Annotated in this window: 15 protein-coding genes; 9 read left to right on the forward strand and 6 right to left on the reverse strand. The window is 73.6% G+C overall.

All coding sequences use genetic code 11. The annotated features are described in order from the left end of the window. The first annotated feature begins 76 nt into the window (after window positions 1-76). A complete protein-coding gene (locus tag EMA09_RS29335; RefSeq protein WP_276324199.1) occupies window positions 77-1456 on the forward strand; it encodes a serine/threonine-protein kinase in 1380 nt (459 codons plus the stop codon). A gap of 15 nt (window positions 1457-1471) precedes the next feature. Here the strand turns inward: EMA09_RS29335 and zapE are convergent, their stop codons facing one another. Next, complete coding sequence (gene zapE, locus EMA09_RS23910; RefSeq protein ID WP_129843036.1) at window positions 1472-2581, reverse strand: cell division protein ZapE; 1110 nt, start codon at window positions 2579-2581, stop codon at window positions 1472-1474. 74 nt (window positions 2582-2655) lie between these two features. On the opposite strand from zapE, the gene EMA09_RS23915 reads away from it, so the two are divergent. The 4 genes from EMA09_RS23915 (at window position 2656) to msrB (ending at window position 6098) form a co-directional block, all read left to right on the forward strand. Further along, on the forward strand, window positions 2656-3426 hold the full coding sequence (locus tag EMA09_RS23915) for a pyrimidine reductase family protein (RefSeq protein ID WP_129843037.1): 771 nt from the start codon (window positions 2656-2658) through the stop codon (window positions 3424-3426). Window positions 3427-3680: 254 nt separating this feature from the next. Next, window positions 3681-4166 carry an indole-3-glycerol phosphate synthase gene (locus tag EMA09_RS23920; RefSeq protein ID WP_129843038.1) on the forward strand — a complete coding sequence of 162 codons (486 nt, stop codon included), beginning with the start codon at window positions 3681-3683 and terminating at the stop codon, window positions 4164-4166. Window positions 4167-4261: 95 nt separating this feature from the next. Further along, the gene (murC, locus tag EMA09_RS23925) at window positions 4262-5665 is read left to right on the forward strand and encodes a UDP-N-acetylmuramate--L-alanine ligase (protein ID WP_129843039.1); all 1404 of its coding nucleotides are present in this window, start codon (window positions 4262-4264) and stop codon (window positions 5663-5665) included. 16 nt (window positions 5666-5681) lie between these two features. Further along, window positions 5682-6098 carry a peptide-methionine (R)-S-oxide reductase MsrB gene (gene msrB, locus EMA09_RS23930; protein WP_129843040.1) on the forward strand — a complete coding sequence of 139 codons (417 nt, stop codon included), beginning with the start codon at window positions 5682-5684 and terminating at the stop codon, window positions 6096-6098. Here the strand turns inward: msrB and EMA09_RS23935 are convergent. Genes EMA09_RS23935 through EMA09_RS23945 form a run of 3 tightly spaced genes read right to left on the reverse strand, consistent with a single transcriptional unit; the run spans window position 6052 to window position 8217 of the window. Beyond that, on the reverse strand, window positions 6052-7038 hold the full coding sequence (locus EMA09_RS23935) for a carbohydrate kinase family protein (RefSeq protein ID WP_129843041.1): 987 nt from the start codon (window positions 7036-7038) through the stop codon (window positions 6052-6054). The two genes, msrB and EMA09_RS23935, sit on opposite strands and share 47 nt — an antisense overlap. Window positions 7039-7084: 46 nt before the next feature. Beyond that, complete coding sequence (locus EMA09_RS23940) at window positions 7085-7627, reverse strand: hypothetical protein (RefSeq protein WP_129843042.1); 543 nt, start codon at window positions 7625-7627, stop codon at window positions 7085-7087. After that, window positions 7624-8217, reverse strand: a complete 594-nt coding sequence (locus EMA09_RS23945; protein WP_129843043.1) for a putative glycolipid-binding domain-containing protein — start codon at window positions 8215-8217, stop codon at window positions 7624-7626. The genes EMA09_RS23940 and EMA09_RS23945 overlap by 4 nt, the downstream gene beginning before the upstream one ends. A gap of 86 nt (window positions 8218-8303) precedes the next feature. On the opposite strand from EMA09_RS23945, the gene EMA09_RS23950 reads away from it, so the two are divergent. After that, window positions 8304-8834, forward strand: coding sequence for a CGNR zinc finger domain-containing protein (locus EMA09_RS23950; RefSeq protein WP_129843044.1), 531 nt, complete (start codon window positions 8304-8306; stop codon window positions 8832-8834). Window positions 8835-8921: 87 nt separating this feature from the next. Beyond that, a complete protein-coding gene (locus EMA09_RS23955) occupies window positions 8922-9557 on the forward strand; it encodes a LysE family translocator (protein WP_129843045.1) in 636 nt (211 codons plus the stop codon). A gap of 4 nt (window positions 9558-9561) precedes the next feature. On the opposite strand, the gene treZ is transcribed toward EMA09_RS23955, so the two are convergent. After that, window positions 9562-11301, reverse strand: a complete 1740-nt coding sequence (gene treZ / locus EMA09_RS23960) for a malto-oligosyltrehalose trehalohydrolase (RefSeq protein ID WP_129843046.1) — start codon at window positions 11299-11301, stop codon at window positions 9562-9564. Window positions 11302-11569: 268 nt separating this feature from the next. After that, the gene (locus tag EMA09_RS23965; protein WP_129843047.1) at window positions 11570-12655 is read right to left on the reverse strand and encodes a lytic polysaccharide monooxygenase; all 1086 of its coding nucleotides are present in this window, start codon (window positions 12653-12655) and stop codon (window positions 11570-11572) included. 495 nt (window positions 12656-13150) lie between these two features. Here EMA09_RS23965 and EMA09_RS23970 point away from each other — a divergent pair, with 495 nt between their 5' ends. Beyond that, the gene (locus EMA09_RS23970; protein ID WP_129843048.1) at window positions 13151-13330 is read left to right on the forward strand and encodes a hypothetical protein; all 180 of its coding nucleotides are present in this window, start codon (window positions 13151-13153) and stop codon (window positions 13328-13330) included. A 4-nt stretch (window positions 13331-13334) separates the two neighbouring features. Then, window positions 13335-15557, forward strand: a complete 2223-nt coding sequence (locus EMA09_RS23975) for a DUF6571 family protein (RefSeq protein WP_129843049.1) — start codon at window positions 13335-13337, stop codon at window positions 15555-15557. The last annotated feature ends 15 nt before the right edge of the window (window positions 15558-15572 follow it).

The following is a 15572-nucleotide window of genomic DNA, read 5'->3' on the forward strand; positions in this document are numbered from 1 at the left end:
AGTCGGCCGGAAACGTGCGCCATTGGCCTCGGTGATGTGTAATGCACGCTGAGCCGAGTCCGAGGGGGAGAGTCCGGTGGACGAGTTGGAGCCGACCGACCCGCGCGGCGTCGGGAGGTACCGGATCACCGCGCGCCTCGGTGCCGGGGGAATGGGCAGGGTCTACCTCGGGCGTTCGCCCAGCGGGCGGCTGGTGGCCGTCAAGGTGGTCCGCCCCGAACTGGCCGACGACGCCGGCTTCCGCCGCAGGTTCGCCCGTGAGGTGGCCGCGGCGCGGAAGGTCACCGGCTTCTTCACCGCCGCCGTCGTCGACGCCGACCCCGACGGGTCGCCCCCGTGGCTCGCCACCGCCTACGTGCCCGGCATGGCCCTCGACACGGCCGTCGCCGCGCACGGTCCCTGGCCGGTGGACGCGGTGCGGGCGCTCGGTGCCGGACTCGCCGAGGCGCTGGAGGCCGTCCACGCGGCCGGGCTGGTCCACCGCGACCTGAAGCCGTCGAACGTCCTGCTCGCCCCGGACGGCCCGCGGGTCGTCGACTTCGGCATCTCCGTCGCGGCCGAGGCGACGGCGCTCACCCGCACCGGGACGGTCGTGGGCACGCCCGGCTTCATGGCGCCGGAACAGCTCACCGGCGCACCGGTCACCCCCGCCACCGACGTGTTCGCCCTCGGCGCGGTGCTCGCCTACGCGGCCACCGGCACCGGCCCGTTCGGCAGCGGGTCCGCCCAGGCCCTCAACTTCCGCATCGCGTACGAGGAACCGGACCTCACCGGGCTGCCGGCACCGCTCGCCGGAGTCGTCGCCCGCTGCCTGGCCAAGGACCCCGCCCGGCGGCCCGCGGTCTCCGCCCTGGTCGACGAACTGGCCCCGGCCGTACCGGACAGCGCCGGCCACGCGCCCACCGAGATCACCGACGGGGCCACCGCCTGGCTCCCGCCGGCGGTCGCCCGCGCGCTCACCGTCACCGCGACCGCGCCACCCCCGAAACCGGATCCGCCGGCGCCGACGCCCGCGCCAGCCGCCCACCGGCCCCCGGTGGTTCCCCCGCCGCCGCCTCCGCCGCCCGCAACGCGCCGTCGCGGCACGCTGCCGCTCGGTTTCGCCATGGCGGCCCTCGTGCTCTCTCTGTTCCTTCCGGCCGTCGAGAGCCGGTCCGTCATGGCCGACCTGTCCGAGGGCGCCTGGCCGTTCGCCGTGGCCGCCGCGCTGAGCGTCTGCACCAGCGTGGCGTGCTTGCGGACGACGGACAGCGTCCCCCGGACGGTGCGGTTCCTGCACAAGCTCACCACCGCCCTCAGCAGCGGACTGATCACGTTGCTGCTCCTTTCGGTCGGGAGCGCTTCCCTCCAGGACGACCTGGGGCCGGGCGCCTACGTGTACGCCCTCGGGTGCCTGTTCCTGATCGTCAGCCTCGTCCGGCTCCCCTCCGGGAAACCGGGGCACACCCGGACCTGACGGTCCCGCCGCCGCTCAGGCGGCGGCCGGCAGGGAGCCCGCCTCCCGCGCGAGCGCGGTCAGGCGGGACACGGCGCGCAGGTACTTCTTGCGGTAGCCGCCGTTCAGCATCTCGGGGGAGAACAGCCGGTCGAACGGCACGCCGGACGCCAGGACCGGCAGTTCGCGGTCGTAGAGCCGGTCGGCGAGCACCACGAGCCGCAGCGCCGTGCTCTGGTCGGGAACGGGCCGGACGTCCGTCAGGCAGACGGCCGTCACCCCGTCGCACATCGCGCCGTAGCGGCTCGGGTGGACCCGGGCCAGGTGGTCGAGGAGGGCGCCGAAGTCGTCCAGCGTGGCGCCCGGCGTCGCCCGCGCCACCGCCGTCACCTCGGCGTCGGACCGCGGCTCGGGGGCCTTCGGCAGCCCGCGGTGCCGGTAGTCCTCGCCGTCGATGCGCAGGGTGCGGAACTGAGCGGCCAGGCCCTGGATCTCCCGCAGGAAGTCGGCCGCGGCGAACCGGCCCTCGCCGAGCTTGCCCGGCAGCGTGTTGGACGTGGCCGCGAGCGCGACCCCCTCGTCCACCAGCCGCGACAGCAGCGACGACACGAGCACGGTGTCGCCCGGGTCGTCCAGCTCGAACTCGTCGATGCACAGCAGCCGGTGGCCCGCGAGCGTGGCCACGGTCTGCTGGAAGCCGAGCGCGCCGACGAGGTTCGTCAGCTCCACGAACGTGCCGAACGCCTTCCGCTCCGGCGGCGCCGGGACCGCGTGCCACAGGGAGGCCAGCAGGTGCGTCTTGCCGACGCCGTACCCGCCGTCGAGGTAGACACCGCGCGGCTGCGGGGCCGCGGCGGGGCGGCGCGCGCGGCGCCACAGACCGCGGCGGGCGGGCGGCTGCCCGGCGTCGCCCCCGAGGGAGGACGCGAACTCGCCCAGCGTCTTCACCGCGGCGTGCTGGCTCGGCTGCGAGGCGTCGGGTATGTAGGTGTCGAAACGGGCCGAGCCGAACCGCGGCGGCGGCACCAGCTCGGCCACCAGGCGCTCGGGCGGCACCCGGGGCTCCCGCTCGGTGAGGGCGGCCGGGTCGCCGGACGGGCCGCCGGAGCCCGGTCCGTTCGCTGGGGGCGTGGTGCTGGCTGACACAATCTCCCAGTCTACGTGCGCCCGATCGGCCCGGCCCCGGGGAGCCGGTGGGGCCGTGTGCCACACTGCGGCCCATGCGACGCCTGTTCCCCGCCCCCCAGGACCCGTCCGCCGCGGTGGACCGGGAGTGGGAGCTCACCGAGATCGCCGACGCCTACGCGTACCCCGCCGAGCACGCCGACGGCGGCTGGCTGCGCGCCAACATGGTGTCGTCGCTCGACGGGGCCGCCCACCACGGCGGCCGCTCCAAGCCGCTGTCCGGCGCCGCCGACATGCGGATCTTCGGTGTCCTGCGGGCACTCGCCGACGTGGTGGTCGTCGGCGCCGAGACGGTCCGCGAGGAGGGGTACCGGCCCGCGCGGCAGCGTGCGGAGTTCACCGGGCGGCGGCGCGCCGCCGGGCAGACGACGGTGCCGGCGATCGCGGTCGTGAGCGCGAGCCTGCACCTGGACTTCTCGCTGCCGCTGTTCACCGAGCCGGCCGTGCCGACGCTCGTCGTCACCGGCGCCAAGGCACCGGCCCACGGACTCGCGGCGGCCCGTACCGCCGGGGTCGAGGTGATCGTCGCCGGCGACGAGTCGGGCGCCGACCCTGTACGGCTCAAGCGCGCGCTGGCCGAGCGGGGCCACACCCGGCTGCTCACCGAGGGCGGCCCCCGGCTGCTGGGCCAGCTCGCCGCCGCTGGCGTGGTGGACGAACTGTGCCTCGCGACCTCGCCGCGCTACACCGTGGGCACCGCGCCGCGCCTCATGAGCGGCCCGGAGATCCCCGAGCCGCGGGACCTCGCGCTCACCGATCTGCTGGAGGACTCCGGTTTCCTGTTCGGGCGGTACCGGCGCGGCTGACGCGGCTCCACCCGGGCGGGGGAAATCACCCGGACGGCCGTTGACTCGCCGGGGGGTATCCCGGGTACACGCACGGTGCTCAGCGGGCCGCGGTGGCGGACGACCGGCGGGGGGCGTGCCGTCAAGCCCCCGGAACCGGGCGTTCCGCTTATCCGCCCCTGGGCAGACTGAACAACGCGACGCCCCGCGCGCACCCGGCGAAGGATGGTTTCTGCCGGGGTACGGGGGGCACGGCCGAGACGAAGGGCGCTCCCATGGTCACTACAGTTCTGATGATCGAGAAGGCCATCGCGCCCGCCGACGTGGACCTCGTCACCACCCTCCACGAGGACGAGCGGCAGTCGTTCGTGGTGCTGATGCAGCCGCGCGGCGACCAGGACCAGCTCCTGCGCGCGCTCGACGACGTGGCGGTCGGCCAGCTCGCCGGCGCCGTGCACGAGGCGGACCTCACCGAGGGCACGACCGTCGAGGAGGACGGCGAGGAGCCCACCACCGCGCAGCACGCCCTCGACCTGACGCTGCGCGCCCTGCGCGCGGCCGGCACCGAGGCGGTGGGGCGGCTCGCGGGCGACAAGCCGCTCGACGCGCTCACGGCCGTCGTGCGGGAGACGAACGCCGACGAGGTGGTGGTCCTGACCGCGCCGCACTACGTGGAGGAGCTGTTCCACCGCGACTGGGCGTCCCGCGCCCGCCACAAGGTCGGGGTGCCCGTGCTGCGGCTCTTCGCACACACCGCCTGACGGGCGGCGTCGGCCGACGCGGTCCGGGACGGCCGGGGTGCGACAATCAGTGACCACGCCCGAGCAGGCACCTCCCCCGATCAGGAGAGACGCGCATGACACCGGCCATCCCGCCCGCGATGGAACGGCCCCACTTCGTCGGCATCGGCGGCGCCGGGATGTCCGGCATCGCGAAGATCCTGGCCCGCCGCGGCGCCACCGTCACCGGCAGTGACAGCCGGGAGTCCGCGACGGCGACCGCCCTGCGCTCGGCCGGCGCCACCGTCCGTATCGGGCACGCCGCGGAGCACCTCCCGCCCGACGCCACCTCCGTCGTCGTCTCCAGCGCCATCAGGCCCGACAACCCGGAGCTGGCCGAGGCCGCCCGCCGCGGCCTGCCGGTCGTGCACCGCTCCGCCGCCCTGGCCGCGCTGATGGAGGGCCGGCGGGCCGTCGCCGTCGCCGGGACGCACGGCAAGACCACGACGACCTCGATGCTGGCCGTCGCGCTCACCGCCCTCGGGCTCACCCCCTCGTACGCCATCGGCGGCGACCTGGACGCGCCGGGGTCGAACGCCGAGCATGGTGACGGCGACCTGTTCGTGGCGGAGGCGGACGAGAGCGACCGCAGCTTCCTGCGGTACGCGCCGGAGGTCGCCATCGTCCTCAACGTCGAGCTGGACCACCACGCGAACTACGCGTCCATCGACGAGATCCACGAGGCGTTCGAGCAGTTCGCCGACCGCGTCGTCCCCGGCGGCACCCTCGTCGTCAACGCGGACCAGGCCGGTGCCCGCGACCTGACCGCCCGCCTCACCGCGCGCGGCGGCGGGCCGCGTCTGGTCACCTACGGCGAGACGCCCGACGCCGACGTGACGATCGTCCGCGTCGCGCCGGCCGGCCTGACCAGCGACGTCACGGTCGTCCTGGACGGCAGGGAGCTGACGTTCCGCGTCGCCGTGCCGGGCCGCCACTACGCCCACAACGCCGTCGCCGCCCTCGCCGCCGGGGTCGCCGCCGGCGTGCCGGCCGAGGCGCTGGCCGACGCCCTCGGCTCCTACACGGGCGTCCGCCGCCGCCTCCAGCTCATCGGCGAGGCCGAGGGCGTCCAGGTCATCGACTCCTACGCCCACCACCCGACCGAGATGACCGCCGACATCGAGGCGCTGCGCGGCGCGGTCTCCGGGGCCGCCGGGCGGGTGCTGATCGTCTTCCAGCCTCACCTGTTCAGCCGAACGAGGGAGCTGGGCGCCGAGATGGGCCGCGCCCTCGCCCTCGCCGACGCGGCCCTCGTGCTGGACATCTATCCGGCCCGCGAGGACCCGCTGCCCGGCGTCACCAGCGACCTGGTCATCGACGCGGCCCGCGCGCTGGGCGCCGACGTGCGCGCCGAGCACGACCGGGACGCGGCGACCGGCGCGGTCGCGGGAATGGCGAAGCCGGGTGACCTTGTTGTCACCATGGGCGCGGGTGACGTGACCGAGCTCGGCACGCGCGTTCTCGCCCGGCTCACCGCGTAAGTGAAGGAGAAGTCCCGTGGAGTTCAAGGTCCACAAGTCCGACGACGAATGGCGCCGGGAGCTCAGCCCGGAGGAGTACCACGTGCTGCGCGAGGCGGGCACGGAGCGGGCCTTCACCGGTGAGTACACCGACACGAAGACCGTCGGGGTCTACAACTGCCGGGCGTGCGGCGTCGAGCTGTTCCGCTCGGGCGAGAAGTTCGAGTCGCACTGCGGGTGGCCGTCGTTCTACGACCCGGCGGACACCGACGCCGTGGTGACCCGGGCGGACCACTCGCTGCCGGGCCGGCCGCGCACCGAGGTGCTGTGCGCCAACTGCGGCTCGCACCTCGGGCACGTCTTCGAGGGCGAGGGCTACAACACGCCCACCGACCTGCGGTACTGCATCAACTCCATCGCCATCCGTCTCGACCCGCAGGAGCCGGCCGCCTGACGGCCCCCGGCTCCGCCGGCAGAGCCCTCACCGCCGTGGCGAGCGCCGCGGCGGTGAGGTGCGTCTCGGCCGTGCCGTGCCGGGTGCAGGCGTACGCGCCGGCGACGAGCCCCGCCCGTACGCAGGCGTCCGTGCCGCCGCCGTCGAGCCGGGTGTGCAGCCACGCGGCGACGAACGCGTCGCCCGCGCCGTTGCTGTCCACCACCGGATCGGGCGGCACGACGGCCGGGACGCTCCGCACCGCGCCGTCCCGGCCGAGGACGTGGCAGCCGTGCGCCCCGTCCATCGCCACCACCTGCCGTGCCCTGCCGCGCCGCAGGACGGCGCGCATCACGTCCCCGGTGCGGCCGCCGAGGGCCGCGGTGCTGAGGAACACCAGGTCGGGGTGGAACGCCCACGGGTGCGCCCGCTCGTCGTCGCCGTCCCAGTCGTGGAGGTCCGTGGACAGGGGCACGCCGCGTCCGGCGAGCGCGGGCAGCAGGTCGCGGTTCATGGGGCTGCGGGTCAGGTGCACGTGACGCGCCCGCGCGGCGTGGGGCAGGACGGCGCCGGGCGGCATCAGCAGGTCCGGCGGGTGGCGGCCGTCGAAGAACGAGAAGCGGCGGCCCGCCGCGTCCACGAGGTTCACGCCGCGCGGGGTCCCGGCGGGGGCCGGGAGCGCGTCCACGGTGACGCCGGCCGCCGCGAACCGGTCGCGCAGCAGCGCGCCCTGCGGGTCGTCGCCGATGAAGTCCACGAGCCGGACGCGCCGGTGCAGGGCGCGCAGCGCGAGCGCGACGGCCGTACCGGTGTGGCCGGCGACGTCCCGCACCGGCGGCACGAAGAGCGAGTCCCCCTCGGGGACGGCCAGGCCGGGGACCCGGACGATCGTGTCCACGCCGGTGCCGCCCACCACCAGCACGTCGTCCCCGCCGGGCCGCTCCCGCTCCGTGTCCGTCACGCGACCGATCGTAACCGTCCCCTCGGACACCGGGACCCGGGACCGGTCAGCCCGCCTTCGACCGGGTGGCGAGCATCTCCTGGTTCAGCCACCAGGTGCGGCCCCCGTCCGTGGACGCGTGGCCGGTCCAGCGGAAGGCGTCGGCGGAGATGTCGGTGAAACGCCAGCGGTTGAGGGTGCCGTCGGTCTCGGGCTCGCTCTCCAGGAGGATGTCCCGGCCGTCCCCGCCGCCGTGCAGCACGACGGTGACGCCGGTGACCGCGCCGAGCCAGTAGACGTGCCACGTGCCGGTGGCGGGGTCGGGGAAACGCAGGCTGGTCCCGATGCCCCGGACGCCCGGGGCGCCGGCTCCCGGGCCGTCGGTGCGCGGATAGGTGAGGACGTCCTGCACGGCGCGCCCGTCGAGGACCCAGCCGAAGGACCAGGTGCCGGGCCGCCGGGAGAGCAGCGTGCCGTCCTCGTCGTGGAAACGCACGTCCATGTCCCAGGTACCGACGAACTGGCCGAACAGGGAGAGGAGGCCGGTGTGGTCCGGGTGGGGGGCGTCGGCGGGCAGGTCGGCGAGGGCGTGGCCGGGTGCGGTGTTCATGGGGCGCTCCGGGGCGGGTCGGGCGGGCCGCCGGCGCGTCGCCAGCCGCCGGGGTAGTCGATGACCAGTCCGTGGCCGTCCACGGTGAGGTCGGCCGTGAACGAGGCCGACCGGTAGCGGTACGCCGCCTGGGTTCCGCCGGTGGTGAGCCGCGTGTACCGCTGGCCGACGGGGCGGACCTCCAGCGTGGGGACGGTCACGTAGGCCACGCGCAGGTCGGCCGTCGGCAGGGTGGCGGCGGCCAGCCGGTTGATGGGCAGCGTGTTGGTCAGCGGAGTGCAGGAGATGTCGACGTCCGTGCAGCCGGCCAGCTCCGGGAGCGGGCGGCCGTCTGCCCCGGTCCACGTGCCCCGGCCGTCGTGGGTGAGCGAGAGGTGGCGGTCGCCGCTCGGGCCGCTCACTCCCACGGACACGTGTCGCGGGTGCCCAGCCTCGTCCGTGGCCAGGTCGTAGCGCACGTGCGCGGTGCCTTCGGGGAGGGCGTGCACCGCCACGCTGGCGGCGTGGGCCGTGCCGTCGCGGTCCCGGGTCCAGACGATGTGCTCGATCCCCGCCCAGCGCAGCGAGGTCCAGACGACTTCCGTGCGCATGCCGTCCTTCCGTGGTCGTTAACCGGTGAATACTGTGGATAGTTAACAACGGGGTCGCACGGTCGCGCAACCGGTAACCTGGTTGGGTGGTTAACAACGGTGAGGGGCCTTCGCAGGACGCGCCCGGGGATCTCGAACGGGTCAGGGAACTGCTCAACACCTGGCTCGTCCCCAACGACACCCGGCGCCCGACCGACCTCTTCGACGCCTACGCCGACCGCCACGGCATCCCGCCGGACGAGCGCGCGGCGCTGCGCGCGCTCCGGGACGACCTGCGCGCCGCCGTGGAGCGCGAACCGGGGGCCGAGGAGCGCGTCACGGAGTGGATCGGACGGCTCGGCGTCGGCGTCGCCGTCACCGGCGGCGCCCTCGCCTTCCGGCACCCGGGCGGCCCGGCGGCGGGGACGCTCGGCACCGTCCTCGAAGCGGTCGCGCTGGGCCGGTGGCCGCGGATGAAGGCGTGCCCCGACTGCCGCTGGGTGTTCTACGACTCGACCAGGAACGCCGGCAAACGCTGGTGCCTGATGACCGCGGGCGGCCCGGACGGGCGGTCCTGCGGAAGCATCGCGAAGGTACGGCGGCACCGCAGGAAGCACGCCACCGGGACCGCTCCGTAGACCAGGGCGGCCGGAGCGGCCGAGCGCGTGCCGCTGTGCCGGAAAACAGATGGTGCGGCCGGGGGACGCACGGCCAGGATGACGCCCATGTGGAGCCACCTCCCCGCCTTCCTCGGGGCCTGCCTGCTCGTCGCCGCGTCACCGGGACCCAGCACCGTCCTGATCATCAGGCAGTCCCTGCACAGCCGCCGCGCCGGGATGTGGACGGTCCTCGGCAACGAGAGCGGCGTCTTCCTGTGGGGCGTCCTCGCCGCGCTCGGGCTGACCGCCGTCCTCGACGCGTCCGAGGTCGCCTACGACATCGTCCGGATCGCCGGCGGCGCCGTCCTCGTCGGTTTCGGCGTCCAGACGCTCCGGGCCGCCCGCCGTACCGCCGGGGAGGGCTTCCCGGCAGGCGGCGCGCAGAGCGCGGGCGGCGCCCGTACATCCGCCTTCCGGGCCTACCGCGCCGGCCTCCTGCTGAACCTGGCCAACCCCAAGGCGGGCGTCTTCGCCATGGCGTTCCTGCCGCAGTTCGTCCCCGACGGCGCGCCGCACCTCACGACGATGCTGCTGCTCGCCGCCGTCTGGGCCGTCTTCGAGACCGGCTACTACGCCTGCTACGTGTGGGGCGTGAGCCGCCTCGCGTCCTTCCTCGCGCGCGGCGGCGTCCGGCGGCGTATCGAACAGGTCTCGGGCGGCGTCATGGTCGCCCTCGGCGTCCGGCTGGCCCTGGAGGCGTGACCCCTCAGCCCTCCCGCAGCAGGACGGCGGCGGACTCCGGCGGCAGGGCCAGCGCGCCGTCCGCGTCGTGCGTGATGCCCTCGGCCGACGCCGCCAGCGGCGTGAAGGTGCCGTCGCCGAGGGGGAGGCGGGCCGCCGCGTCGGGGGAGAGGTTCACCGCGACCGTCAGCGGCCCGTTGCGCAGGAGCAGCCACCCGGCGTCCTCGTCGTACGCGGCCGTCACGTCGGCCAGGGTCAGGCCGGCCGGCAGGTACCGGTGGCGCAGGGCGATGAGGCGGCGGTGCCAGTCCAGCAGCCACGGCGCGTCGTCCTCGTCCGGCCACACCAGGCAGGAACGGTCGCGCGTCGCCGGGTCCTGCGGGTCGGGGATGTCCCCCTCCGCCCACCCGTGCGCGCTGAACTCCCGCCGCCGCCCCGACCTGACCGCCTCCGCGAGGTCCGGGTCCTGGTGGTCCGTGAAGTACTGCCACGGCGTCGTCGCGCCCCACTCCTCGCCCATGAACAGCATCGGCGTGAACGGCCCGCACAGCACCAGCGCCGCCGCCACGGCCTGCCGGCGCGGGCCGATCAGCGCGGCCAGCCGGTCGCCGAGGGCGCGGTTGCCGATCTGGTCGTGCGTCTGGTCGTAGCCGACCAGCCGGTACGCGGGCGTCGCCGGGTCCAGCGGGCGGCCGTGCGACCTGCCGCGGAACGCCGACCACCCGCCGTCGTGGAGGAAACCGCGGGTCAGTGTCGCGGCGAGCGCGGCCAGCGGGGCGCGCGCGAAGTCGGCGTAGTAGCCCTGGGACTCGCCGGTGAGCGCGGCGTGCAGGGCGTGGTGGAAGTCGTCGTTCCACTGGCCGTGGAGCCCGAAGCCGTTGCGCTCGCGCGGCGCGGTCGTCCGCGGGTCGTTGCGGTCGGACTCGGCGATCAGGAACAGCGGCCGCCCCACCTCGGCCGCCAGCGCGTCCACGGCGGCCGACAGCTCCGCGAGCATCGGCTCGGCCCGGTCGTCGGCCAGCTCGTGCACCGCGTCGAGCCGCAGCCCGTCGAGCCGGAAGTCCCGCAGGAACGCGACGGCGCTGCCGATGAAGTACGCCCGCACGTCGTCCGACCCGGGGGCGTCCAGGTTCACCGCGGAACCCCACGGCGTGTGGTGCCGGTCGGTGAAGTACGGGCCGAAGTCGGGCAGCCGGTTGCCCGACGGACCGAGGTGGTTGTGCACCACGTCCAGCACGACACCGAGCCCGTGCCCGTGCGCCGCGTCCACGAACCGCTGCAGACCCTCCGGGCCGCCGTACGGCTCGTGCACGGCCCACGGCGCCACCCCGTCGTACCCCCAGCCGTGCCGCCCGGGGAACGGGCACACCGGCATCAGCTCCACATGGGTGACCCCGAGGCGCGCCAGCCGCGCGAGCCGCCCGGCCGCCGCGTCGAACGTCCCCTCCGGCGTGAACGTCCCGACGTGCGTCTCGTACAGCACCGCGCCCGGCAGGCCGCGCCCCGACCACGGGTGCCGCCACGGGAAGGCGGCGAGATCGACGACCGCGCCGGGCCGTTCCGGCCCCTCCGGCAGGTGGCGCGCCCGGGGATCGGGCAGGACGTCGCCCCCGTCGAGGGCGAAGCCGTACCGGTCCCCCGGGGCGGCGTCCGCCTCCGCCCGCCACCACCCCGCCCGGTCGGGGTCGGGGGAGAGGGGGACGGACCGTCCGGACAACTCCAGCGTGACGCTTTCCGCGTGCGGTGCCCATACGTCGAACAGCATGGGCACCATGCTCCGGGTCCGGCGTCCCCGGGGCAATCACGCCACGGCGGCGCGCTCGCGGCGCGGAGGTGCCCCGGAGCCGGGCCGCCGCCCCGGGCGGGGGCTGGGGAATTCGGGGCGGCGGCCGGTTCCGGGGCGTTGCTGCACGGGGCGCTGCGTCAGCCGATCAGCTCCGGCAGCAGTCGGGGGCGGGCGGTGTCGCCCGCGGTGGGGATCCCGGTGCCGGCGCGCCCCCGGCACCGGGATCGGTCCGCTTTCCGGTCGGGCGTCAGCTCACGCCGCAGCTCAGGACCGTGTCGGCGGACGGCGGGGTGCCGTTCGACGTATAGCCGAACGTGGTGGAGGAACCGGCGTTGAGCTGTCCGTTCCACGCCGCGTTGCTCACCGTGATGTGGTCACCGTGTGGTGTCAGCGATCCGTTCCAGACGCTCTGGATCGAGTTGCCCGTGGGCTGGGTCCAGGAGGCCGTCCAGTTGGAGATCGTGCCATCACTCGTGTTGGTGACCTTGATCTCGGCCTGGAAGCCGCCGTTCCAGCTGCTCACCGTGCCCAGGGTCGCCGTGCAGTCGCCCTCGACCGGGCCCGGGTCGGGGCCGGGGTCCGGGTTCTCGCCGCTGTCGTCGCCCGTGGGGACGGTGACCTCGCCGTTGCCGCCGTCGAAGACGACGTCGGAGCAGCTGTAGAAGGTCTCCTGGCTGTCGGAGCGCTCCCACACCGTGTAGATGATGTGGCGGCCCGTCTTGCCGGACGGGAGCTGCGCGTCCCAGTAGTACTCCGACTCCGCGTTGCCGACCGAGCCCCGGTAGGGCGGGTCCGTCTCGGAGTGGAACGGCACGTCCTCGATGTCGTCCCAGGTGAGCGGCTGGGTCGGGTCCCAGCCGTCGACCGTCACGTACTGGTGGAACGTGCCGGGGTGGTGCGCCCACGGGTTGTAGGTGAACTCGTGCGTCGCGCCTGAGGTGAGGTGCGTGTACGGCCAGTCGGTGCGCGGGAGGTCGAAGCCGGAGAAGTCGTACACCACGGCGCCGCCGCTGCACAGCTCACCGTCGGGGACGAACCCCTCCGTCCGGCCCGCGCCGTCCGAGCGCAGCACGGCGAACCAGTTGTAGAAGCCGCTGGCGCCGCTCGTGTTGAGGGCGGCGCGGCAGGCGGGGTTCTGGGGGTCCATGGCGCCGGAGGCGTTGGCGCTGTACTTCCAGCACAGGTACGTACGGCTGCCGGGGTCCATGGGTGCGCCGTGCGCCGACGCGCTGCCGCCGGTGAACATCACCAGGCAGAGCGCGGGGAGCGCGGCGAGGAGCGTCAGAAGAGCCGATCTCTTCAGACGCGTGCGGGGGGTTGACCGGTCTCTCATCGCGTTGCGTCCCTTTCGCCGTGATGAGCGAGTGGTGCGGGATGGTTACGTGGGAGCGCTCCCAATTGGGGCGAACGTAACGCGGCGTCAGGAATGTGTAAAGAGGCACCGCGGGACTTTTTTGACATGTTCCGGCCGTGCGACGGGCGGCGTCCGGCAGGGCCGGTGCGGGGCGCCGCCATGTCGCCGCCCTCCTGATGCTCTGTGACGAGTGGCGTGATCGCTTGCGTGTGTTCTACGGTGGGACGGTTTGCGGCCATGGCATGACGCTCGGTGAGGGGGGACGTGGGGGGTTTCGACGACGAGTGGGCTGAGCTGCGGAGTATCGGTGCTGCTCGTTCGGGGGATGGGGCCGGCGGGCTCGGCGTACGGACGCGGGATCAGACGGACGCCGCCTTGTACATCGAGGACGAGCTGTTGCCGGACACGGACCGTGCGGGGACCGAGGTGGTCGATGCCGTGGCGGCTGCCGCTTCGCGCAGGACGGGATGGGCCGTGGCCCGTGGACTGGAACGGGCCGGGGAAGCCTGGGCGGGCAAGGTCGCCTCACTGACGGGGGAGCTGTCGGGCCAGGCCGGCATGCTGCGGGGCGTGGGCAACGGCTTCTCGGCGCTCGACGTGGAGACCGGGCTCCACTTGCGTTCCCTGAACACGGCCATAGCCGACGCGGAGTGACCCCGTGCCGAGCTACGCGGAAATCGTCGAACGCGACTTCTCCGACCTGACCGCAGCGGCGGACGATCTGGAGTCGGCCGCCGGGAAGATCGCCGAGGTCGGCGAGAACTACGCGGCACGGGTCGGCGCCCTCGCCGGCACGCATGCCGCGTGGCAGGGGTTGAGCGCGGAGGCCGCCGATCTGCGCCTCTCCACGACCACGGCGGAACTGGGCGCTGCCGAGACGGAGGCACGCGCGCTGGTGGCGCTGCTCCGGGACGGCGTGTCCCTCCTGACCGAGGCCCGCCGAGCGCTGCTGGACGTCGTCGCCGAGGCCGAGGAGGCGGGCTTCGCGGTCAACGGCACGGGCGCGGTCCTGGACGCCCTGGACCGTACGGGCATCCCGGAGCTCGAGGACGCGCGCGCAGAGTGGCAGCTCGCCCTCAACCGTGCCGTCGCCCGCGTCGGCGAGGCGGACGAGAACCTGCGCCTGGCCCTCGTCGAGGTGGTGGACGCCCCCGCGGGGAGTGTCTTCAACGGCTCCGCGTCCTCGGGCCTGGACGAGGTCCTGGGCGGCCGGGCACAGGAACTGCTGGGACGGCTGGGCGAGGGGGAGGAACTGTCCCCTGCCGAATGGCAGGAACTGTCCTGGCTGCTGGACCACAACGCCGACGACCCCGAGTTCTCCCGCGCCCTGCTGGACGGCATGGGGGCGTCCGGCCTGATCGACCTGTCCGCGCTGCTCACCGGGCAATCCCTGGGCGGAGACCTGAGTGAGGCGCACCGTGCGCGCGCCGAACAGCTGCACGGCCAGTTGGCCGCCGTCCTGGCCACGGCGACGGACGTCCCGACGCTGACCCCCGGCTCTGCCGAGTACGCGCAGTGGTCACGGACCGAGGAGGGCCGCTTCTACACCGGCTTCATGACCGACCTGCACGAGGCCGGACTCACGGAGTACACGGTGCCCGGCGTGACGAACGAGACGGTCCGGGGCTACCAGCTCCTGGTGGGACAGCTCCAGGCGGCCGAGGGCACCTACTCGGAACGCTTCCTCCACGACCTGACCGACGACCTCCTGGCCGCCGAGAACCCGGCCACCGGCGGCGACGCCGGAATCTGGCAGACGATCGTGGCCGACCTGGAGACAGGCAACTCCGCCCTGTCCTTCGACTCCGCCTGGCTCGCCAGGGATCCGGTGGACGGCGCGTTGGGCCTGATGGGCGCCCAACCGGAAGTCGCCGCCTCCTACCTCGACCCCCAGGACGGCAACGACCGGCTGGACTACCTGGTCCATGAACGCCACTTCGGACAAATCCTCGTGCCGACAGGCGCACACACCACGCCGGTCCCGGTGCACGACGGCTTCGCCGACGCCGTACAAGCCGCAGTCACCGGCCGCGCAGCCTCCGAAGGACTCAACCCCGGCCAGACCCACTCCGACGCCAACATCCGCATCGCCGAACACCTCTGGAACCACTTCGCAGCAGACCCCGACCTCGTGACGGACACCCGCTACACCTACATGCAACCAATCCTCGGCGATATAGCGGCCGAGTACGTCGGAGAAGTCGGAACAGCTTCCCGCGGCATCGGCCCAGACATGGGTGAGGTGTCCTTCGACTCAGCGGGCACCGGACGCCTTCTGTGGCAGATCGGGCACAACCCGGATGCCTACGCCACGGTCAGCGCCGCCAACCAGGCCGAGATGTTCCTCTCCGTCAACGAGGTAATCGGTTCCCGCTTGGACGATGAGCAGAATTTGCGTGATGCGACGGCTTCCGTGGTGAATCGGCATGCTTTCACAGCCGGAATCCTGACCGACGCGACGGCAACCGCGCAATACGACGATGCCATGAGCCCCACGACGCGTGACGCCCTGATAGACCAGGCGAAGGAACTGACCACGCTTGCAATGAGCGGCCTGATCTTCGGTGGACTGAAAGACTATCCGGGGGAAGCCGCGATAACATCTCTGCAGCAGCAGAGCATCACCGATGCCGCCTTTGAATTGTTCCGGATCGACAATTCAATCGAAGCCACCCAGGATGCCCAGCGGAATTATGCTGAATCTCGTGTCGCATTCCTCGATACCGTCGAAGCGGTGATCGATGCCGCACTGGCGGGCCAGCAGATCCCGGAAGGTTCCCTGGATCGTCGACTACTGGAGGACAGCGTTCTGGACGGCGCGAGCACCACTTACATCAGCGGAAATGTCCTCAAGGACAATCGAATCAACCCCAGCGATTGACGGGAGGCTTGTCAG

Source organism: Streptomyces sp. RFCAC02 (genome assembly GCF_004193175.1).
GTDB lineage: Bacteria > Actinomycetota > Actinomycetes > Streptomycetales > Streptomycetaceae > Streptomyces.